Below are 21438 nucleotides of genomic sequence, written 5' to 3'. Positions count from 1 at the left end.
ATGGCCGCCGTTGCCAGCGCTGTACTGTTTCCCGGAAACTTTCCCGGCCGGTAGACTAAAAAAGCATAAACGGCCTAATACTATAACCGGTGGCAGCTCTGCAGGCAGACTGTCTGGCCGGTCAGTCTGTTTGGAAGGAGGGGGAGTCTTGGCAGGAAGACGCGCGAAGGATATTCATATAAAAAAACTGTCGGAGTCTTTGTCTGGTGCCGATCGCCCCCGATCCATACAGGCTTTGCAGAATCTGTACCGGACGCTTGAAACGGCAAAGCGCACGGCCGGCGAGCTGGAAACCATGCTGCTAACGTTTCGCCGCCATATAACCGGCAACCAGCGGCTTGCCCCGGATATCGGAGCGGTTGAACCATTGGTGCGGTCTGTGCTGGCCGATTGTTCCGATATTGTATTCCGCAACTTCAAAATAGGCAATACCCGGCAGGCCCTGCTTGTTTTTGTGGAAGGTCTGATTGACAATAAGCTGCTTAACGAGAATATAGTGAAACCGTTACTGTATTACCGGCAGCAAATTCCTTTGTCCGACGAAAGGACGGAGGAGACTATCGGCAATTTTCTGGAACAGCAGGTCATTTCTTCGGCCCAGGTTGTTCAGGTAGGCACGTTGCAGGAAATCCTGACCGGAATTCTGAGCGGTGATGCCGCGCTCTTGATTGACGGCAGTGAGGCGGCTCTGGTCATCAGTATAAAAAAATGGGAAAAACGAAGCGTCAGTGAGCCTACGGTGGAACCGGCGATCAGAGGACCGCAGGAAGCCTTTATTGAAACGTTGCGCACCAATACCAGCATGATCCGGCGGCGATTGAAGACGCCCCGGTTAAAAATGAAAATGCTGCAGGTCGGCCGTTTATCCCAAACCAATGTGGTAATTACTTATTTGGAGGGAATTACCAATCCGGCACTGCTTGCCGAAGTAGAAAAAAGAATCAATTCCATTGATGTGGATGCCATTTTGGAAAGTGGAAATATCGAGGAATTGATTGAAGATAATCCGTTTTCCATTTTCCCGCAGCTTTCCTATACCGAGCGGCCGGACAAGCTGGTTAGCTGCCTGCTGGAAGGGCAGGTGGGAATTATGGTGGATAACACGCCGTTTGCCTTGATTGCCCCACAATCTTTCTTCCAGATGATACAGGCCCCGGATGACTACTATGAACGGTTTATTGGGTCCAGCCTGATCCGGCTGGTTCGTTATGCCTTTCTGTTTGTCGCTTTGCTGTTGCCGGCGCTGTATATTGCCGTGTCGACCTTTCATCAGGGCATGATTCCGACGACGTTACTGTTTTCCATGGCCGCCTCCCGGGAGAATATTCCTTTTCCGGCTTTTGTGGAGGCCATGATTATGGAAATTTTCTTCGAGGGTTTGCGGGAGGCCGGCGTCCGCCTGCCCCGGCCGGTAGGACAGACGGTGAGCATTGTCGGTGCCCTGGTTATCGGTCAGGCTGCTATTCAGGCAGGGATTGTCTCGGCACCCATGGTTATCACCGTCTCCATTACCGGGATTGCTTCTTTTACCGTGCCCCGTTTCAATCAGGCCATTGCCATCAGGGTATTGCGTTTCGTATTGATGATCCTGGCTGCCACGTTGGGGCTTTATGGGGTATTTATGGGGTTTCTGGCCATCTTGATTCATATGGCCAGCCTGCGCTCCTTCGGCGTTCCTTACTTGTCACCTGTTGCTCCGCTGGAACTGAGCAGCTTGAAGGATGTCTTTATCCGCGCACCCTGGTGGGATATGCTTACCCGCCCCGGTTTTACCGGCAGCCTGGATTCCCGGCGGATGAAAGCTGATTTGAGGCCTGTTGCGCCGCCGGACAGACCGAAGAAAAAACGGAAACAGAGGTGACAAAGTGAAGAAACTGGCTGTTTGTTTGCTGATTGTCATCAATACGCTGTGGCTGACCGGCTGCTGGGACCGGATGGAGATTAATGATTTGGCCATTGTTACCGCTGTCGGTGTGGATAAGCTGGAGGACGGCCATATCTGCCTTACCCTGCTGATACCGGCGCCCAGGCTGTTTCCGTCGGCCGGCGGCGGTGGGGGAGGTGATGGCGGTGACAGGGCGCCGACCATTGTTATGTCGGAATACGGCAAAACCATTATGGATGCTTTCCGGCGTTTGCAGGAGAAATCGTCCAGAGAAATCATGTTTTCCCACGTCCGGTTTATTGTCATTGGCGAGCGGCTGGCCCGCTCAGGCGTTAATGAAGCTCTGGATTTTTTTTCCCGTTACCGCCAGTCCAACCTGCGGGCCCATGTCCTGGTTACCCAGGATGACATCGCTGAACTCATGGCCGGCGATCCCGGCATAGAAAGAACGGTGTCGGAACTGATTCATGAGGAAGGGGAAATGGGGATCAGCGTCCGGATTGACCTTAAGGATTTTATCGCCATGCTGACCGAGGAGGGCACTAACCCTGTTGCCGGCCGGCTTGAGATGGTGCCGCTGGTTATGGAGCATAAAAAGAAGGACGAAGAAAAAGGCGAGGAAAACGGTCAGAAAAAGGACCAAGAAAAGAGTCAGGAAAGCGGCCAGGAAAACAAAAAAAAGCCGAAGAAAACGCTTTCCATTCGAGGGGCTGCCATTTTTCACAAGGATAAGCTAGTCGGCTGGATGAATGACGCAGAAGCCAGAGGTCTGATTTGGCTGCGGGATGAGATGGAGCAAGGCGTTATTACCGTGGCAATTCCGGAAGACAAGGGGGGCGGCAAAATTAGTGTCCGCTTAAAGGAGGCTAAGGCGAAATTTAAGCCGCAAATCGAGGGAGAAACGCTGCATATGAGTCTGACGATTATCACGCAGGCAGTCGTATATGAAAGTTCCTCGAAAATGGATCTAAGTGACCCGAAATCCATCGTGTATATTGAAGACGCCGTAGGAGATATGATACAAAAAAGGGTGGAACGGGCGCTTTTCCTGATCCAGAAACAATTCCGCAGTGACACGGTCGGCTTCGGCACCGCGCTGTACCGGAAATATCCCAAGGAGTGGCTTCATGCTTACAAAGACACCTGGGATGAGCTGTTTCCGGAGCTTGATATTCCGGTGGCGCTTAACGTACGAATCCCGCGGGTCGGCTTTGTAACCAAATCGTTGACTAGGGAAGAATCAGAGTTTGTAAAATAAGAGGGAGCTATGGAACGAATATCAACTTATCAGTTATTTGTGCTTACCATGCTGTTTCAGACTGGTACAACTATTATTTTCGGGTTTTCCTCAGCGGCGGGAAGAGATGCCTGGCTGGCCGCCAGTATTTCTACCGTGCTTGGCGCCATGACCATCGGGCTGTATCTGGCGCTTATGAAGCTGCATCCCGGCTTGACTCTGGTAGAGTGGTATCCCCGGCAATTTGGCCGTTGGCTGGGGACGCCCATTGCCTGGATGTATCCGCTTCTTTTGCTTTATGACGCCGGCCGTGGTTTAGGTGATGTCCGGGACTTGATTCCCACTACCATATTGCCGTTGACGCCCCACTGGGTGGTACTGGGGGTTTTTATGATCATGGTAGCCTATGTTTTATTTTGCGGGATTGAAACGTTGGCCCGGTTGGGTGAAATTTGGCTCCCGGTGCTCATCATGCTGTTTATCGTGGAATTGGTGTTGATTGTCGGTTCGGACATTGTCCAGACCGAGCGGTTACTGCCGGTAGCCGGCAAGGGCTGGGACAGAATATGGGCGGCCGCCTGGCCGCTGGGGGTAACCCAGTCCTTTGGGGAAACCATAGATTTTACCATGATCTGGCCTCTGGTGAAAAGGCAGGATAAGATTGTGCGCACTACGCTGTTGGCCACGATGGTGACCGGTTTATTTATCGCACTGCTTGATGCGGTGGCGGTCTCGGTATTGAGTGAGGCTACTTTTTCCCGCAGTATTTATCCGCTGTATGTGCTGATTCAACAGATCAATGTGGCGGATTTTATTCAAAATCTGGATGCGCTGGGGGTTATGTACTTTTTGACGACCACGTTTTTCAAAATTTCCATTCATATCTTTGCGGCGATTTATGCCATGCAAAAGCTTACCAGGGTACAGAACAGCCGGATTTTTATTCTTCCCGCGACCACTGTGGTGCTGTACTTGGGGCTGAAGATGGCAGCCAGTGTGTTGGATCATATTGAAACCGGTCTAAAGATATTGCCCTACAACTTATGGGTGCCGCTATTTCTGGTGCTGCCGGCGATCCTGCTCGTTGTAGCCTGGGGTAGGAAACTCCTGGGGACAAAAAATACGGAAAGTCAGGCTTCGGGAAAATAGTTGATGGAGGCGGGGTAAATGGAAAAATATTTATATCCCTGGCAGTCTCATGTGATGCTGGATTATCCCTGGCTGATGCCGTTGTTTCTTTTTGCCCTGGCAGTCATATTTTCTGTTGTTGTCTGGATAAGAGGAAAAAAGTAAAACGAAAACAGGACAAAAGCCGTTGTCATTTTTGACAGCGGCTTTTGTCCTGTTTTATAAAAAGCGAGCGGTTATTCGCAGATAACGACCTCAATACCGGCTTGCCGGTATTTTTCGATACAGCTCTGCGGAGCTTTGGCGTCGGTAATGATAACATCGACTTGGGTTGCGCGGGCGAAGCTGGCGCTTGAGTTCCGGTCGATTTTCAGGTAATCGAGAAGCGCAACCACTTTTTTGGCTTTGGAAATCATCAGTTTTTTCAGTTCGCATTCATGCAGATTGAAGTCGGTCAAGCCTTCCTCCAGCGTAAAACCCTGGGCGGATACGAAGATGACGTCGGCGTTGATTTGATTAATCAAATTTTTGGCCAGCAGACCTTCGAGGGAACCCGATTTGGGCCGGACGATGCCGCCGGTCAGAATCAGGTTGATGTTGGGATTGTCCTTTAGTTCCAAGGCGGTGTAGATTCCGTTGGTTACCACCATCAGTCGTTCGAAGTCGTGCAGATGCTTGGCCAGCGTCAGGCAGGTGGAACTGGCGTCGATGATGATACAGTTGCCGTTGCGGATAAAATCCAGCGCTTTGCGGCAAATGATGTCTTTTTCATGTTTGTTGATCAACTGCCGTTTGGAAAAGCTGAAGTTCTGCTGAATGCTTTGGGGGATGACGGCACCGCCGTGAGAACGCTCCACCAGTCCGTCCTCCTCGAGTTTGCGCAAATCGTTACGGATGGTGCAGGCTGAAACGCCAAGCAATTGTTCCAACTCGTTGGTAGTGATTTTTTTTTGTTTATATAAAACTTCCAAAATTTTTGTTCTCCGCTCCAAAGGAAGCATACCTATCCCCGCTTTCTAGATATTTAACATATAGAATGAAAAATAGCTCTAGGTTAAATTGTAACAAAAAAATGATAATATGAAAATATGTTTTCAATAATCCTTAAAACATTATAAAAAAATTATTGAATAATAACAAAATATAAAAATAATGCGAATAAAAAAGAAAAGAAACGATAATAAACGATAGAATAACTAAAACAAATAATATTAAACCATAAGTCATTTTTACAAAAAAATGACTAAGTGTTACTATATAGTCAAGGAAAACAAATGAAACGGAATAAAACGGATGGAAGCTTTTTTCAGAACCGCCATTCCGGCCGTTTTAGCTTGTTTGGGAAAATATAGCAAAGTGAGGTAATGTGGCGTATGAAATTATTTATTGACACCGCTAATGTGGACGAGATTCGCAAGGCCAGCGAAATGGGCGTAATTTGTGGTGTAACGACCAATCCGTCTTTGATTGCCAAAGAAGGCAAAGTATTTGAAGAGGTTATTAAAGAGATCGTTACGCTGGTGGACGGCCCGATCAGTGCCGAGGTTATCGGACTGGAAGCGGACCAAATGGTGAAAGAAGCGAAAGAACTGGTTAAAATCCACAAAAACATCGTCATTAAAATTCCTATGACAGCAGAAGGCTTAAAGGCTGTAAAAATTCTCTCGGCTAATAACATCAAAACCAATGTCACTTTGATTTTCTCAGCGGCTCAGGCTTTGCTGGCAGCACGGGCCGGCGCAACCTATGTCAGTCCCTTCCTCGGCCGTCTGGATGATATCGGCGACGAAGGCATGCGCCTGATTGATGAAATTGCTGAAATCTTTGCTATTCACGACATCCCTACCGAAATCATTTCCGCCAGTGTCAGAACGCAGATTCATGTGATTCAGGCCGCCAGACGGGGTGCCCATATCGCAACAGTACCGTATAAAGTCATTGCCGAAATGATCAAACATCCGCTGACAACCGCCGGTATCGAAAAATTCCTGAAGGACTGGGAAAGCGTACCGAAATAAAACGGTGATAAACCGGAATTGCCGGCCGGCGAAGAATACATCACGCCCGGCGGTTTTCCGATAACCTTTTAAGTTGCAACCGGAAAATTTCCTGGTTGTTTCAATAAGTTTTCGCAAATCCTAATAAAAATATTAATTTGAGGTGACTGAGCCATGAAAATTGCAATTGGCAGTGATAATGCAGCATTTGAGTTGAAAAAAATTCTGATCAAACACATGACGGAACTGGGTCATGAAGTAAAAGACTTTGGTATTGATTCTCCCGAGGATGCTACCAACTATCCGGAAATCGGTGAACGAGTTGCTCTGGCTGTAAAGGAGCAAGGCTTTGAAAGAGGCGTTCTGGTTTGCGGCACCGGCATTGGCATGTGCATCGTGGGCAATAAAATCCCTGGCGTTTGCGCTGCTTTGTGTCATGATACCTTCTCGGCTGAAAGAGCCATCAAGAGCAACAACGCCCAGATCATTACCATGGGCGCCCGGGTTATTGGCCCCGAACTGGCTAAGAAAATCGTTACCACCTGGTTGGAATCGGTATTCACCCCTGGTCCTTCCTCACCGAAAATCCAGATGGTTGCCGACCTGGACAGCAAATACAAAAAATAAGCACAGGTTAGTATGTTGCGTCACTTAACGCAGACGCAAGGTGCTATGGTTGCCTGTCGTAGATAGCAAGAGCCTCTTCGCTTTGCCGGCGAGGGGCTTTTTGTTTTTTCCGGCGCCGGCGGGTGACCGGTTGACAAGAAAAATCGGATGGTATATAAATGTAAGTATCAGGATATTACAGGAAACTGAGGGCGCGGCCGCTGGCCGCAGATACGGAAGGAGGCTTGCCATGAAGTATTTATTGTCGGAACTGACGCCAGGGGCAACTGCTCTAGCCGTTTATGATGTTCAATCCTGGGGAGTTCCTTCCTATGCCAATGTATATATTTTAACGCAGGGCGACCAGGCGGTATTGATTGATGCCGGGGCGCGAGTCTATGAAGGTATTCTTAAGGCGGCCCTGCAGGACATCGGACTTACGACGGAGCAGGTGCGGACCGTATATCTGACTCATGGCCACTGGGACCATGTGGAAGGTGCAGCCGCCTTCCGGCAGGCTGCCAAGTTCATTCACCGGGAGGATTTAGTGCTGGTGCCCGAGACGCTGGCGCCACAGTTTTCTCTCTTTACGGACGGTGGCGTTGGGCCGGAGCTCCAGTTTGGTGGCAGGGACGCTCTGGCGGTTATTCATGTCAATACCCACAGCCCCGGTTCGGTGGCGCTTTATGATGCGGCCACCCGCATTCTGTTTGTGGGAGACTTCTTTTGCTTTTTTGGCGAAGAGTTGCCGGAGGGCAAACTGGTGTCGGACAGCGAGGTAGTCCGGGCAGGCTGCTGTCAGTATGTAGCCGGGCAGGCGGCACAGGGCGGCTGGGAGTTTGAACGGTTTATGGCGGGGCTGGAGAAATTGCTGCCTTATGAGCCGGAGTTTTTCTGTACCGGTCACGGCGTAGTACTGCAGGGAGATATTCGGCGCTTTTTGACCAGCTTATACGAAAGCGGCAAAAGGAACGCCGGTAAAAAATAAGCGACAGGAGGAAATGCGATGAGTTTTGTATTTGCCCATAATAATTTCAATGTGCTCAATTTGGAGAAAAGCCTGGCTTTTTATAAACAGGCGCTGGGCCTGGAGGAAACGCGCCGGATGGAAAAACCGGATTTTACGCTCGTTTTCCTGGGTGACGGCCGTACACCCCATAAGCTGGAACTGACCTGGATCAAGGACCGGAAAGAACCGTATCAGTTAGGAGACAATGAATTTCATCTGGCTTTTACGGCTGATGACTTTGAACAGGCCTATGAACTCCATAAGAATATGGGCTGTATCTGCTATGAGAATAAGGCGATGGGAATTTACTTTATCGCCGATCCGGACGGGTATTGGCTGGAAATTCTGCCGAAACGGTAAGATAACGGAAAATAAAGGAAGCAAACGGTGCGTGAAGCAGGCCGTTTGCTTTTTTTTGCCGAATATCCAGCTAGAAATGGGACTTTGGTCCTATTCGTAGTTTGACGAATGCCCGGGAATCCTCCATAATTATAGTTATGGTAACAATCAGGGAGCAAAACTTTCTGCTTGGGATTAATACATAATTGGGGTGGTAGGAATGAAGGGCTTTGGCAATAGTCTGGGCAGTAAATTTTATTCCATTGTGGCATTGTTGATCGCTTTCTTAGCTGTTGTCGGTATAGCCGGTTATTATTTTAACCAGCAGGCTGCCAGAAATCTGCGTACAACCTATGAAGAGGACCTGCTGCCCAATGAATATTTGAACCGGTCGGCTACCAATATCAGAGCACTGCAGGGGGAATTGCTGGAGCTGATGATCACCGACAATAAGGAACGGGAGAAAGAGCTCGTTCAGGATATGGCTGCCCGTACGGCCGAAAACGGGAATCTGCTGGGGCGCTATGAAAAATTGCCGCTATCGGCGTATGAACGGGAGCAGTATGCCATTTTTCAGGATGAATTGGCCGCCTGGCGGACTCACCGCCCCAAGGTGATCGAATTGGCCACCGGTGGACAGAAGCAGGCTGCTTATGCCTATTATGTTCAGAATTTGGCGGTCCATGCCGGGAATCTGAATAAGCTGCTGGATGACCTGACCACCTTTAACTCCCGGCAGGCCGAGGAAAACAAGCAGAATAACGATAAAGCTGCGTCGTTGACCGGTATGCTGCTGTTGTCGCTGACGGTGCTGGCTATGCTTATCGGCGGCTTCTTTAGCCGGCGGCTGGTGCGTTCGCTGAGTAAGCGGATCGGCCAAGCGGTACAGACCATCGAGGAAATCGCGCAGGGGCACATCCGCCGCCAGGAAGCCGTTCATTTCAGCCGGGATGAAATCGGGCAAATGGACCAGGGGTTGCAGACGATGGGGAACAATCTGCGCGTTTTGTTGGAAAAGGTGAGTACCTTAGCCGGTCAAGTGGATAGTTCGGCCGGCCAGTTGACTGATACGGCCGAACAGTCGGCTCAAGCCGCCGGGCAGGTGGCCGCATCAATTACCGGCGCCGCCCAGGGAGCCGACCAGCAGGCTGCCATGGCAGACGACGTCATGAATCGGCTGGAAGAGCTTGCCCAGGGTGTCACGCAGGTGGCAGCCAATACCGGACGGATTACTCAGGTGTCGGAGGAATCGGCTCAGGCGGCTCGTGAAGGGCTGCAGTCGGTGGATGCGGCTGTCCGGCAAATGGAAAGCATTGAGCATACGGTCAGTGAGTCGGTGACGACGGTCGGGCAGTTGGAAAGCCGTTCCCAGGAAATAGGACAAATTGTCGAGCTGATTGCCAGCATCGCCGCCCAGACTAATTTGCTGGCTTTAAATGCCGCTATTGAGGCGGCGCGGGCCGGCGAGCAGGGACGGGGTTTTGCGGTGGTTGCCGAGGAGGTCCGGCATCTGGCCGAACAATCCCAGGAAGCGGCTCAGCAAATCAGCGACTTGATCCGGAACGTCCAGCAGGACACCGGCCAGGCGGTCTCTTCCATGGGACGGGGCGCCGCCGAAGTGAAAAAAGGTGCCGGGCTGGTGCAGCAGGCCGGTCAGGCGTTTGCCGACATTGTTTCCCGGATCGGTCATAGCGTGACGTTGATGAAAGAAGAGGCAGCCGTGACCGAACAGATGGCGGCCAATAGCGGCCAGATTCTGGAAGTAGTGCGGGATATGGCCGGTATCAATCACGATATGTCGGCCCAGGCCCAAACGATATCGGCGGTGACCGAGGAGCAGTCGGCAGCGGCTGAGGAAATCGCCGCGGCAAGTCAAAGTCTGGCCACGCTGGCCAATGAGCTGAAAACAGCGACAAGCCGTTTCACATTGCATGACTAGCCTGAAAACAGAAATTGCTGACGGTCAATACGTCGTCAGCAGTTTCCTGTTTCAAAGTTGCTGGAACACTGGCTTACTTGACAGTGTGTGAAACTGACGCCAACAGACGGACAAATAGCAAACGGGACTGCCGCCATAAAAAATGGCGGCAGTCCCGTTTTTGATCAGGGAAAAAGAATTTATTTGACTACACCATATCTGGTGAGCATAAAGGCAACAAAATCCTGGAGCGTGTGCCTGGCTTCCGCCGGCAGGGCGGCAAGCTGTTCCGGCGGAATTAAGAGTGGATCGAGGCGGTAGGGGACGGCGGCTTCGGCAATTTTCGACTGACCGGTACCGGCCTGACCAAAGAGACTGCCGGCAGCAGACACCGGAAGCTTGTAAAAGTGCAGCAACGAACGCAGTACTTTCACGGTTATATTAGTGCGCGCCCCGCTTTCGATCATACTTAAGTAAGAAGCGGACAGGCGGATGGCATAGGTTTTTTCGATTTGTTTGGCGGCTTCTTCCTGGCTTAGCAGATTCTTTTCCCGAACCTCTTTTATAATTTCACCAAATTGCATAGTATCATATCACCCAATAACAGAAGTTACACATCATAGGGGAACAAGCCTGTTAACCAAGAGTAAAATTAAGTTAACTGTCAGTTATTGCTATTATGCCTGTTTCTTGTTAAAATAAAAGAAAATACCGTGTTGAGGGTATTTTCTTTTAAAATGAAGGGATTGGTCATTATGTTGAGCATTAAGGAACAAATGCTTGCTACTATGCAGAATATCCGGCAGGCAGAAGCCGCCATGCATCAATTGTACAACATTGGCGGTGACAAGAAGGTCCGGGAGGGATTTACGTCTGAAGAATGGAATGTGTTTGTTGACTGCTTACAGGAAGTACTCCAACTGGAATATTCGTTGGTAAAGCTGAAAACCAGGGTATCGGAGCACTACCGGATAGAATACAAAAAGAGGCAGGACTGGTGATAAAAATTCACCGGACTGTCTCTTTTGGCACATTGCTTGTCAAGTTATTTTATAAGTCCCACATAGACATCCACATCAATATTGTCAATTGAAAATTTAACCATAATGACATTGGGTACGGATAGCATAACATGGCCGCCTTCGCCGATCATCATGGTCGGTGGTGAAATGTCCAGGCCGCCGATGCCTGCTTCAGCAAAGTTAGTACAGGAGTTGGCGCAAACCATGTTGCCCATTTCCGAAATGGCGCTTTGGGCTAGCGGGTCCAATTCGGCCACCGGCATGCCCATCATCATCTTGGAGGCGAAGTGTTTAGCGGCTTCCAGCGTCATACCGATTAACACGGTGCCTTTTAACGGGCCGACGATGCTGATGGTCAGCAGCAGTCCCGGATTGGTAAGGGTGGAGCCGATAAGGGAAAGTCCTTTTTTCTCAATGTTTTGCTGGAAGCCAATTTGCGGCAGAATATTGGCAAAGGCCTGCAAAACCGGATTAATGAGCTTTACATCCATAAGACAGATCCTTTCTTAAAGCCAACACTCAGGTAAATGCGGCCAAAGTCGGTATCCACATAGCAACCGGTCAGTTTTACCGTCGGGCTGACAATTTCGGTTGGCGTGCCGTGGAACACACTGGGCGGCGCTACCCGCAGTCCCAGGGCTTTTTCCTTTTTATTTAGCATCGAGCAGGCGATGCCGGCTACCACATTGGCGAACTCAGCCGCCATGGCCACTACTTCGTCGCGGTTTTTGGCTTCACGCCGCAGAATTTTCTCCGCCATCTTTTCGGCGACATCCACCGGCATATCCATCACTGTAGTGCCGGAATAGCGGCCGATAATCCCGATAACAACCGTGATTCCCTGTGAAATATAAGTTTCGTTAGGAATGTCCTCCGTATAGGATGCCGTCGTTTTTGTCATGCGGGTGACGCTTTGCGACAGAGCTTCTTTAAAGGTATCCAATCCTGTAGTCTGCAAGGTGTTAAACAAGCTGTCAGGGGCCATAACATTGGAAATAACCCGGTTCAGGTTTTCGCTGTCAATTGGCTTTTGCAGATAGCCGACCACACCGGCCCGGCGAGCCTCGGCTTCGGTTTCTTCATCCTTCATGGAACTGACCAGAATGATCTTGGCCTTGGGATCGTGCAGGCGTAAGGCTTTGCTGCACTCAAAGCCGTCGGCGCCAGGCATGGCAATGTCCATGGTGACGATATCCGGCTTGCACTCTGTGTAAACTTCAATCAGGGAGTCGAAGCCGTCTGCTTCGCCGACGATCTCATAGCCTTCTTCCTGCAGTGCATCGGCAAGCAATGTACGGGAGAAGGGGGAATCGTCTACAATCATGATTCGTATTGCGCTCATTATACAGCCTCCGTCTAATTGGTTTGGATAAAGATTGCGGGATAAGATAGTTGAATCCAGAATAAAGCATAATATTCTGCATCGTTCCGCAAAATCCTGTTCCAACCATGGCAGTCTCTGGCGGTTTTGCAATTAATTTCCCGAAATTTGTCTTGATTTGGCTGGGGCGGAAATGAGGGAAGGGACAAAAAAAACTGCCGTTGCCGGCAGTTTTTCCCATTGGGTAATTTTAGAAGGTATAGTTGGCGCCAAAGCCTACTCCGTCGAGAGTGGAGGCGTGGTCTTCCTTATAGGATTTGTAGCCCAGAGTTAAAGAGGTTTGTTTGTCGAGCTTGTAGTTGACGCCTGTCTGCCATTCGGTGGCAATACTGCTGTTGGTTACCGACACGTAGCCGTCCAGCTTGGGAGCCAGGGCCACGTTGGCGCCAACGCCGTAGAACATTTTGTCCGGACCGTCTTCATAGCTGCGGTTGCCGGCAATCAGGCGGACATTGGGGTCCAACTTATACTGGGCGTATACGTCGGTGGCTTTTACGCCATTGTATGGGAAGGCGCTGTTGTTTTCAATGCCTAAGATGAACTTTTGCGATACGGCGCTTTCCAGATAGAAGCTGTCGTCTTTGACGTCATGGGTATTGGAGCTTAGATTGTAATGGGTATACCCTACGGTGGTCTGACCTTCTTGTATATCGGAAATCGGCGCTGCCATGGCCGTGCCGGCTACCAGCATAGTTCCGGCAAGCATGGTTAATATTTTCTTTTTCATAGTAACTCCTCCTTAGTCTTAGGAATCGCTGATGAAATGTGCCTGTTGGCCTGGCGGAAAAGATCTGTCAGGGTACGCAGAGCGAATCAATCAGTGGTTCCTTTATCTATTGCCGGCAAAGCCGGCAATCTATGGAAACGGCGGGACGGTATCCCTGCTTAGCTCAGCGGAAAAGCCGTCCGCCGGTTGATGTATTTAGAATATCATGGAAATATGACAAAACTATGACAGGTGCCAGCCAGTATTTTGCGTCACAAAAAATAGGATAAGGTTGCAAAGATTTTTCCGCCCTGCCTGGCAGCGCATGAAGCGGAGGGAAGCGGATATACTAGTGCTGGACCAGCTTTGAAACGGAAAGAGGATGGCGAGGCAAAATTTTGCCAGCCAAGACGAAGGAAGGAGGCATACCGTTAGTATGCCGACTGACGACAAGCCGGATGGCAACATTTTGACCGTCAGCATTTTCTGCGTTCAAGGCTGGTCCAGCACTTGTGGTGAGGTGGAAACATGAGAAACAACCAAGCATTTTACACAGCCCTTCTGGCCGTAGTCCTTGTCACGGCGGCCACCGCTCTTTTTTTGCGGCCGCCGGCTGCCAAGCCGCTGGAACGGCAGCCTTCGGCGCCGACGGAGCATGAATTTACCCCGCTGCAGCGAGACCCGCTGGCGGTGACCCTGGTGCCGGGGGCAAATCACTTTAATGTACAAAAATATCAGCGCGAGCCGGTTGTGCGGGTTTGGATGGCCGATAAGCAAACGATTGAAACTATGCCGCTGGAAACCTATCTGGAGGGTGTGATCGCCAAAGAGATGGAACCTAGCTGGCCACTGGAAGCCCTGATGGTCCAGGCAATTACTTCCCGCACACTGACAGTCAACGCAATAGAGGCTGGGACGATTAAAAAACTGCATAACGCCGATGTCAGTACGGCCAAGGAAGAGCTGCAAGCTTACTCCCGGGAGCGGGTCAATGATACCGTGCGGGAAGCGGTGCGCCTGACTCGCGGCCAGGTGCTGATGTACGGCGACAGCCTGGTATATGCCATCTACAGTGCCTGCAACGGGCAAATTGCCGCAACTAAGGAGGAAAGCTTCCCGGTGGAAATTCCGGTGCCGACGCCTTACTTTCAACCTGTCCGGGACAATTGCTTCTGGAACGCACCGCCTGAGCAGCAGGTATGGACCGTGAAAATTCCGGCTGCCGAGGTAGCAAGGATTTTAGGCTATCAGGGCAATCCGGCGGATATTAAAATTCTGGAACGGGGTCCCTCCGGCCGTATCCTATATATCGGGGCCGGCAATGTTAAGATGTACGGAGCGGATTTTCGCAAACAAGTCGGATATGACCGTCTGAAATCGACGTTAATTACGGACATGGCGTATGACGGGAAAAATTTTGTGTTTCAGGGGAACGGTTGGGGCAACGGCGTTGGCCTGTGCCAGTGGGGTGCCTATACCTATGTTCAGCAGGGCTGGAAGGCCGCCGACATTCTTAAGTATTATTACGTAGGCGCCCATATTGAGACCTTGTGGCATTAATACCAGAGAACCCTTGACGGACGGAAGGCCGCTATTTGGCGGACCGGAATTCCGTTATTTTTTTTATAACAAAATTGGCAATTGCCATGGATTACGCTATAATAGATTCATGTGTAAGCCGATGTAGGTTTGGTTCGGAAAATGCGGAGATTTGCAAAAAGAGGTAACTTATGGCAGAACGGACAAAACAGGTGGTCGTAACCGTAACGGGGTTGCAGCGGGACGCTCAGGGGGAGGAAAACCGCATCGAGCTTGTCGGCACCGGGGATTATGTGCGAAAAAACGGTGTGGGTTATATCAAGTACCGGGAGACGGAGCTTTCCGGCCTGGAAGGAACGACTACGGTGATCAAGGTACGGCCTGATGAAGTGACGCTGCTTCGTATGGGCAAGGTGGAACAAAAGCAGGTGTTTCGTCCGGGGCAAAAGACGCAGAGCCTTTACACCACGCCGTTCGGCAATCTGGACATGGCGGTCGTCACCGGCGTTCTACATATTTCGGGAACTGCCGGCGCCCAGGAATTGCCGGCGATTTACATTGAATATGAACTGGAAATAGCAGGGGATTGGCAAAGCGCCAATACTTTGTCGATTACCTTACGGGAGGATTAGGTTTACATGGATATGAAAATTGTACTGCAGGAGGCCATCAGGGAGGCCGTTCACCAGGCCGTAAGCGAAGGTTTGCTTACCCTTGCTATGGAGGATTTGCCGGCCGTTGTGCTGGAAGTGCCGCCGCAGAAGGAATTTGGCGATTATGCGACCAATTTTGCGATGCAGGCTGCCCGGGTGGCCAAAGCCAATCCGCGGAAAATTGCGGAGGCCATTGTGGCCCATTTACGGGGGACTTGGCTGGAACGGGCGGAGATTGCCGGTCCGGGCTTTATTAATTTTTATCTGAAAGCCGACTGGCTTTATGAGATGCTGCAGGGTATTTTGCGGCAGGGTAGCGCCTATGGTAATACAACGGCCGGTCAGGGCCAAAAAGTCCAGGTGGAATTCGTCAGCGCCAATCCGACCGGTCCGCTCCATGTGGGCCATGGCCGGGGAGCTGCTGTCGGCAGTACGCTGGTCAACCTGCTGCGGGCCGCCGGTTATGAGGTGCAAAGCGAGTTTTATATTAACGATGCCGGCAATCAGATTGACAATTTGGCCGCTTCCGTCAATGCCCGCTATCTGGAACTGCTGGGACAAACGGCGGCCTTTCCCGAGGACGGCTATCACGGCCATGATATCATCGACACGGCGCAGCGGATTATTAACCGCGAGGGTGACCGCTACCTGAATATGACCGAAGCGGAACGGCTGACCGTATTTAAGGAACTGGCCTTGTCGGAGAAACTGGCGGCCCTGAAGGAAGACCTGGCCGCGTTTAATGTTACCTTCGATGTCTGGTTCAGTGAACGGACGCTGCACGAAGCCCGGTCCATTGCTGAGGTATGCCGCATTTTTAAAGAAAAGGGGCATATGTATGAACAGGACGGTGCGCTCTGGCTGCGTTCTACGGCGAGTGGCGACGACAAAGACCGGGTGGTTATCCGGGACAACGGCGTGCCCACCTATCTGGCGGCTGATATCGCCTATCACCGTAACAAGCTGGAGCGGGGCTTTGACAAGCTTATCAATATCTGGGGTGCCGACCATCACGGCTACATACCGCGGGTACGGGCCGCTATCGCCGCCTTGGGTTATGATCCGGACTGTTTGGAAGTGCTTATTCTCCAAATGGTCAGCCTGTATCAAAACGGCGAGCTGGTCAAGATGTCCAAGCGTACCGGTCAGGGGGTTACGCTGACTGAATTGATGGAAGAAGTCGGCCGGGATGCGGCGCGGTTTTTCTTCATTATGCGTTCCATCGACAGCCAGCTCGATTTTGACCTCGATTTGGCCAAATCCCGTTCCAATGAAAATCCTGTCTATTATATTCAATACGCTCACGCCCGGATTTGCAGCATTTTCCGTCAGGTTCAGGAGGCCGGCATTTCCGTCGGCGATGTGGCGGCCTGCCGGTTGGAACGGCTGGAGGAAGCCGCCGAAATTGATCTGATCAAGAAGCTGGGCGATTATCCGGAGGAAATTTCCAATGCCGCTAAGGAGCGGGCTGTTCACCGGGTTGCCCGCTATGTCCATGAACTGGCCGGGCTGTTTCATACCTTTTATAATCAGTGCCGCATCATCGGGGTGGATCAGGAACTGCAGCGCTCACGTATCGCGCTGGTTACGGCAGTGCAGCATACGCTTCGCCATGGGTTGGCTATTTTAGGCGTAGACGCCCCGGAAAAAATGTAAAAAAAGAGGAATTTACTGTTTTTTGGTGAATTATAGCACGAAAAAAGAGGTGGAAAAGGGTAATACTATCATCCTACCAAAACCATGATAGCTTTGCGGTCTTTTTTGCCACCGCTGCGTTGTCGTCCTTGACGGGCATCAGCCCGCCGGCGTTCTCCGCCTTGCAGTGAACAAAAATCCTCACAAATTTTATCACATTTTCAACGGGATAATAGTATAAGAGACCAGCTTGAACCTTTTGAAACATCATGAGATTTAGGCCGGAGGGAATAACTATGACGAATCGCAATTCCGATATTGATATTGTATATGAAATTCTGCAGCAGCAGCATCAACCCATGTATTTTAAAGAACTTATTACCAAATCGCTGGAGGCGAAGGCGGGTGTGAACAAAGCATCAGCCCATGCCATCGCCGAGGTCCATACGCAGATTAATATGGATAGCCGGTTTGTGCATATGGGAAAAGGTATGTGGGGACTCGCTGAATGGTCGCCGCGGGCGGTTTCCCGTGCGGCTGTCTCGGAGGAAACCGAGACGGCGCCGGCGGTAAATAACCGGCGGGCCAAACTATTTGAAGGGATTCAGCAGGAATATGCCGAACAATCTATCGAAAGCGACAAGGAATGACTTGACACTGCTCACCAGGCAAGTATAAAATTATCAGCGTGATTAAAATCAGCTTTAGTGAAATGGATAAGAAATAAGTTCTCCAATGACAGCATTGCGTGTTTTTTAACACGCTCTTATTCATGTTAAAAGCTTGGCATCGAGGGTATACTGAATATTGCAAGAGGCATTGCTAGGAGGAAATTGTATGACGAAGTACATTTTTGTTACCGGGGGGGTTGTATCTTCACTTGGTAAAGGGATTACCGCTGCGTCGCTGGGCCGGCTGCTCAAAAGCCGCGGCCTGAAAGTGACTATCCAAAAGTTTGACCCTTACATAAACATTGACCCCGGTACCATGAGTCCTTATCAGCATGGCGAGGTGTTCGTAACGGAAGACGGCGCCGAAACCGATTTGGACCTGGGACATTATGAGCGGTTTATCGATATAAACTTAAGCAAAAGCTCCAATGTGACCGCCGGCAAGATCTACTGGTCGGTTATCAACAAGGAACGTAAAGGGGATTATCTGGGCAGTACGGTTCAGGTCATTCCCCATATTACCAATGAAATTAAAGAACGGATTTACCGGGTTGGCAAGGAAGACAATGCCGATGTGGTGATTACCGAAATCGGTGGCACCGTCGGCGATATTGAGAGCCTGCCGTTTTTGGAAGCTATCCGTCAGGTGAAAAAAGAAGTGGGCCGTCACGGCGCCCTGTATATTCATGTAACGCTAGTACCTTATATCATGGCGGCCGGCGAGCTGAAGACCAAGCCGACCCAGCACAGCGTGAAGGAACTCCGCAGCATCGGAATTCAGCCGGATATTATTGTTTGCCGCAGTGACCATGAGATTTCACCGGAAATGCGGGAAAAACTGGCGCTCTTCTGTGATATTGATCTAGAGGCGGTCATTCAGAATAAAAACGCCGCTACCATTTATCAGGTGCCTCTGATGATGCAGGAAGAAGGCCTTGACCGGATTGCTCTGGAAAAATTGGACATTCAGGCCAACGAGGCCGATATGGCCGACTGGTCAAAGATGGTTAACAAGATCCTGCATCCTTCCCATGCGGTGACGATTGCCATTGTCGGCAAATATGTGGCCCTGCGGGATGCCTACATGAGCGTCTCCGAATCGCTCCGTCATGCCGGAATTGCCAACGATACCGAAATCAACATCAAATGGGTGAACGCTGAGGAAATCGAGAAGGATCATGTAGATCTGAAGGCGGTATTTGCCGATGTGGACGGCATTTTGGTACCGGGCGGCTTTGGTGATCGCGGGGTGGAAGGCAAAATCCAGGCCATTCGCTATGCCCGGGAGAACAGGGTACCTTATTTCGGGCTGTGTCTGGGCATGCAATGTGCCGTTATCGAGTTTGCCCGCCATGTCTGTGGACTGGAAGGCGCTCACAGCCGCGAAATGAATCCCGATACGCCTCATCCGGTCATTGACTTGATGGCCGACCAGATCGACATACAGGAAAAGGGCGGCACCATGCGGCTGGGCGTGTATCCCTGTAAGGTTATGGAAGGGACGCTGACGCAGCAGGCCTATCAGGATGAAATTGTCTATGAGCGCCATCGCCATAGGCTGGAATTTAATAATGCCTATCGTGAAACACTGACCAGCGCGGGCATGATCATTGGCGGAACCTTGCCGAACGGCAGACTGGTGGAAATCGTCGAAATCAAAGATCATCCCTGGTTCGTCGGGACCCAATTCCATCCGGAATTTAAATCCCGTCCGACCAATCCGCACCCGCTGTTCAGGGATTTTGTCAAGGCGGCGCTGCAGAATAAATAATGAATAGGAAACTGTCGGAGTACCGGCAGTTTCTTTTGTATACATACTAGGGTGTGTTTGCAAACTAACTGAAACGCTCCCTGACGGCGATTTTTGTGCCATACTTCACTAAAATTTTTTGAAATAGGGGCCACTATTCCTGCAAAATTTCAGTTCGTCTGGCGCAAAAATCACTCGCCATGAATCATTTCATTAGTTTGCAAACACGCCCTAGTCAAAAGGAGGTAGACCATGTATAAAAAAACGGTAGTTCTTGTGATTGTAGGCATTGTGGCCGTATCGCTGCTGGCCGCCGCGTTTGTATTCCCCAGGCTTACCAAATCGGCGGGGCAGGAAAAACCTAAAATTGCTGTTATTTATGTAGATGGTGTCATTATGGGAGGCCGCGGTCAGGCGTCGCTGCTTTCCGATTATGGCGGTACCGACAACCTGATCAAGCAGTTGCATCAGGCCCGTGACGACAGCTCGGTCCGCGCCATTCTTCTGCGCATCAACAGTCCCGGTGGCAGTGCGCCGGCTTCGCAGGAAGTGGGCGAGGAAATCAAAAAGGTCCGGGCTGCCGGGAAAATCGTTGTAACCTCCATGGGCGATATGGCGGCCTCAGGCGGCTACTGGCTGGCGGCCTGCACCGACAAAATCTATGCCAATCCGGCGACGCTGACCGGCAGCATCGGTGTCTATATGCCGTATGCCAACTGGGAGGAATTATATAAGAAAATCGGGATCCGCGAGGAGAAAATCAAGAGCGGACCCCATAAGGATATCCTGTCCCCGGACCGGCCGATGACAGAGGAAGAGCGGGCTATTGTGCAGACCATGGTGGACGATATGTATAACCAGTTTGTCACCATCGTGGCTGAGGGACGGAAAATGGATCCGGCCAAAGTCAGACAGCTGGCTGACGGCCGCATTTACACGGGCAATCAGGCCAAGGAGCTGGGACTGGTGGATGAACTGGGCAATATGTACGATGCCCTGGAGGGAACGGCACAACTGGCCGGTATCAAGGGCAAGCCGGAAATCAAGGAATACGGCAAAATGTCACCTTGGTCCATGCTGATGGGCGCCAGTGAAAGCGTGGATCTCAGGCAGCTTTTGTTCCATCAATTGAAAAATGATTTGCCGGTAGTGGCGCCGATGGCCTTGCCGGAAAAATGGCAGGTGGAATAATGGATACGATATTTGAGCAAGTATACGATGTGCTGTTTCATCCCCGTGCAGCCTTGCAAAAAATTGCGGAGCGGCGACCGATCGGGCAGGCGTTAGTCATCTTTTTGATCAGTGTGATCATTCCCATGTGGGCGGTATACTTCGGTGTCAAAGCCAGCGGCCTGCCGCAGGCGCCCGGGGTCATGCTGGTGCTGGAGCTGTTTGGCAGTCTTTTGTTTTGGCTGTTGGGAACGGCTGTCTGGCACCTGATTGCCGAATTGTTCGGTGGCCGGGGCACCGCGCTGGGCCTGTTGGCCGCGCTGGGTTTTGCCCATTTTCCCCGGGTGCTCTTAGTACCGCTATGGGTGTTGTCGTCTCTGATGCCGCCGGGTATCAGTGCCTTTTTAGTGACAGGGTCTTTTTTGGTCATCCTTGTCTGGAGTCTGTGGCTGGATGTTTACGCCATTAAGGGGACTTATCAGGTTTCCGGCGCCAAGGCAGTGCTCATCCTCCTGACACCTCTGCTGGCAGGAGTAGCGGGTATGTTCATTATTATGATCTTATTGGCCAGTGCCGTCATACCCTGGCCGCCTAATCTGTAACCTTAGGAACCATTGATTTATTCGCACTGCCGTCCTGATGGGGCTTTTTCCGTCTAACTGGGTTAAAAAAACTTTGCAATAGCCCAACTGTCCTCTAGGTTTTTCTTTCTTGTTAGACGAAAAAATCCCCTGTCATACCGACAGGCTCACTAGATCGGCGGTTCCCTGGCGAATAAGGATGGATGTTGAT

The 21438-nt window shown here is 50.9% G+C and carries 22 protein-coding genes; 17 read left to right on the top strand and 5 right to left on the bottom strand.

Going from position 1 to position 21438, the window contains the following annotated elements:
- Positions 1–148 precede the first annotated feature (148 nt).
- Genes BMW43_RS07845 through BMW43_RS21700 form a run of 4 tightly spaced genes read left to right on the top strand, consistent with a single transcriptional unit; the run spans position 149 to position 4415 of the window.
- Positions 149–1861 (top strand): spore germination protein, encoded by a 1713-nt coding sequence (locus tag BMW43_RS07845; protein ID WP_091745486.1) that lies wholly within the window; start codon positions 149–151, stop codon positions 1859–1861.
- 4 nt (positions 1862–1865) lie between these two features.
- Positions 1866–3143 (top strand): Ger(x)C family spore germination protein, encoded by a 1278-nt coding sequence (locus tag BMW43_RS07840; protein ID WP_177173504.1) that lies wholly within the window; start codon positions 1866–1868, stop codon positions 3141–3143.
- 9 nt (positions 3144–3152) lie between these two features.
- Positions 3153–4271: a GerAB/ArcD/ProY family transporter gene (locus tag BMW43_RS07835; RefSeq protein ID WP_091745482.1), complete on the top strand. Its 1119-nt coding sequence runs from the start codon at positions 3153–3155 to the stop codon at positions 4269–4271.
- Between the two features lie 18 nt (positions 4272–4289).
- Positions 4290–4415, top strand: coding sequence for a hypothetical protein (locus BMW43_RS21700; protein WP_281246119.1), 126 nt, complete (start codon positions 4290–4292; stop codon positions 4413–4415).
- Between the two features lie 71 nt (positions 4416–4486).
- Here BMW43_RS21700 and BMW43_RS07830 read toward each other — a convergent pair whose 3' ends face one another.
- Entirely contained in the window at positions 4487–5251 is a 765-nt protein-coding gene (locus tag BMW43_RS07830) for a DeoR/GlpR family DNA-binding transcription regulator (protein WP_091745481.1), read from the bottom strand.
- A 372-nt stretch (positions 5252–5623) separates the two neighbouring features.
- On the opposite strand from BMW43_RS07830, the gene fsa reads away from it, so the two are divergent.
- From fsa to BMW43_RS07805, 5 genes are all read left to right on the top strand, one after another.
- Complete coding sequence (fsa, locus tag BMW43_RS07825) at positions 5624–6268, top strand: fructose-6-phosphate aldolase (RefSeq protein WP_091745479.1); 645 nt, start codon at positions 5624–5626, stop codon at positions 6266–6268.
- 153 nt (positions 6269–6421) lie between these two features.
- Positions 6422–6874: an RpiB/LacA/LacB family sugar-phosphate isomerase gene (locus tag BMW43_RS07820; RefSeq protein ID WP_091745477.1), complete on the top strand. Its 453-nt coding sequence runs from the start codon at positions 6422–6424 to the stop codon at positions 6872–6874.
- A gap of 229 nt (positions 6875–7103) precedes the next feature.
- On the top strand, positions 7104–7841 hold the full coding sequence (locus BMW43_RS07815) for an MBL fold metallo-hydrolase (RefSeq protein ID WP_091745475.1): 738 nt from the start codon (positions 7104–7106) through the stop codon (positions 7839–7841).
- An 18-nt stretch (positions 7842–7859) separates the two neighbouring features.
- Complete coding sequence (locus BMW43_RS07810; RefSeq protein ID WP_091745473.1) at positions 7860–8222, top strand: VOC family protein; 363 nt, start codon at positions 7860–7862, stop codon at positions 8220–8222.
- 199 nt (positions 8223–8421) lie between these two features.
- Complete coding sequence (locus tag BMW43_RS07805) at positions 8422–10140, top strand: methyl-accepting chemotaxis protein (RefSeq protein ID WP_091745471.1); 1719 nt, start codon at positions 8422–8424, stop codon at positions 10138–10140.
- 179 nt (positions 10141–10319) lie between these two features.
- Here the strand turns inward: BMW43_RS07805 and BMW43_RS07800 are convergent, their stop codons facing one another.
- A complete protein-coding gene (locus BMW43_RS07800) occupies positions 10320–10703 on the bottom strand; it encodes a helix-turn-helix domain-containing protein (protein WP_091745469.1) in 384 nt (127 codons plus the stop codon).
- Positions 10704–10874: 171 nt separating this feature from the next.
- Here BMW43_RS07800 and BMW43_RS07795 point away from each other — a divergent pair, with 171 nt between their 5' ends.
- Entirely contained in the window at positions 10875–11120 is a 246-nt protein-coding gene (locus tag BMW43_RS07795) for a hypothetical protein (RefSeq protein ID WP_143050586.1), read from the top strand.
- Positions 11121–11164: 44 nt separating this feature from the next.
- On the opposite strand, the gene BMW43_RS07790 is transcribed toward BMW43_RS07795, so the two are convergent.
- The 3 genes from BMW43_RS07790 to BMW43_RS07780 form a co-directional block, all read right to left on the bottom strand.
- Positions 11165–11632: a chemotaxis protein CheX gene (locus BMW43_RS07790; protein ID WP_091745466.1), complete on the bottom strand. Its 468-nt coding sequence runs from the start codon at positions 11630–11632 to the stop codon at positions 11165–11167.
- Entirely contained in the window at positions 11623–12483 is an 861-nt protein-coding gene (locus BMW43_RS07785; RefSeq protein ID WP_218140626.1) for a response regulator, read from the bottom strand. The genes BMW43_RS07790 and BMW43_RS07785 overlap by 10 nt, the downstream gene beginning before the upstream one ends.
- Before the next feature lie 229 nt (positions 12484–12712).
- Positions 12713–13249 (bottom strand): hypothetical protein, encoded by a 537-nt coding sequence (locus BMW43_RS07780; protein ID WP_091745464.1) that lies wholly within the window; start codon positions 13247–13249, stop codon positions 12713–12715.
- A gap of 507 nt (positions 13250–13756) precedes the next feature.
- Between BMW43_RS07780 and BMW43_RS07770 the strand changes: the two genes are divergently transcribed.
- The 7 genes from BMW43_RS07770 (at position 13757) to BMW43_RS07740 (ending at position 21248) form a co-directional block, all read left to right on the top strand.
- Positions 13757–14788, top strand: a complete 1032-nt coding sequence (locus tag BMW43_RS07770) for a SpoIID/LytB domain-containing protein (RefSeq protein ID WP_091745460.1) — start codon at positions 13757–13759, stop codon at positions 14786–14788.
- A gap of 170 nt (positions 14789–14958) precedes the next feature.
- Positions 14959–15399, top strand: coding sequence for a YwiB family protein (locus tag BMW43_RS07765; protein ID WP_091745458.1), 441 nt, complete (start codon positions 14959–14961; stop codon positions 15397–15399).
- A gap of 6 nt (positions 15400–15405) precedes the next feature.
- A complete protein-coding gene (gene argS / locus BMW43_RS07760; protein WP_091745456.1) occupies positions 15406–17076 on the top strand; it encodes an arginine--tRNA ligase in 1671 nt (556 codons plus the stop codon).
- Between the two features lie 275 nt (positions 17077–17351).
- On the top strand, positions 17352–17705 hold the full coding sequence (rpoE, locus tag BMW43_RS07755; RefSeq protein ID WP_091745454.1) for a DNA-directed RNA polymerase subunit delta: 354 nt from the start codon (positions 17352–17354) through the stop codon (positions 17703–17705).
- Between the two features lie 187 nt (positions 17706–17892).
- Complete coding sequence (gene pyrG / locus BMW43_RS07750; protein WP_091745452.1) at positions 17893–19497, top strand: CTP synthase; 1605 nt, start codon at positions 17893–17895, stop codon at positions 19495–19497.
- 231 nt (positions 19498–19728) lie between these two features.
- Complete coding sequence (sppA, locus tag BMW43_RS07745; RefSeq protein WP_091745450.1) at positions 19729–20667, top strand: signal peptide peptidase SppA; 939 nt, start codon at positions 19729–19731, stop codon at positions 20665–20667.
- Positions 20667–21248 (top strand): Yip1 family protein, encoded by a 582-nt coding sequence (locus BMW43_RS07740; RefSeq protein ID WP_177173503.1) that lies wholly within the window; start codon positions 20667–20669, stop codon positions 21246–21248. The genes sppA and BMW43_RS07740 overlap by 1 nt, the downstream gene beginning before the upstream one ends.
- The last annotated feature ends 190 nt before the right edge of the window (positions 21249–21438 follow it).

The sequence above is a fragment of the Propionispora vibrioides genome (assembly GCF_900110485.1).
Lineage (GTDB): Bacteria > Bacillota > Negativicutes > Propionisporales > Propionisporaceae > Propionispora > Propionispora vibrioides.
This window is presented reverse-complemented; position numbering and strand designations above follow the sequence as displayed.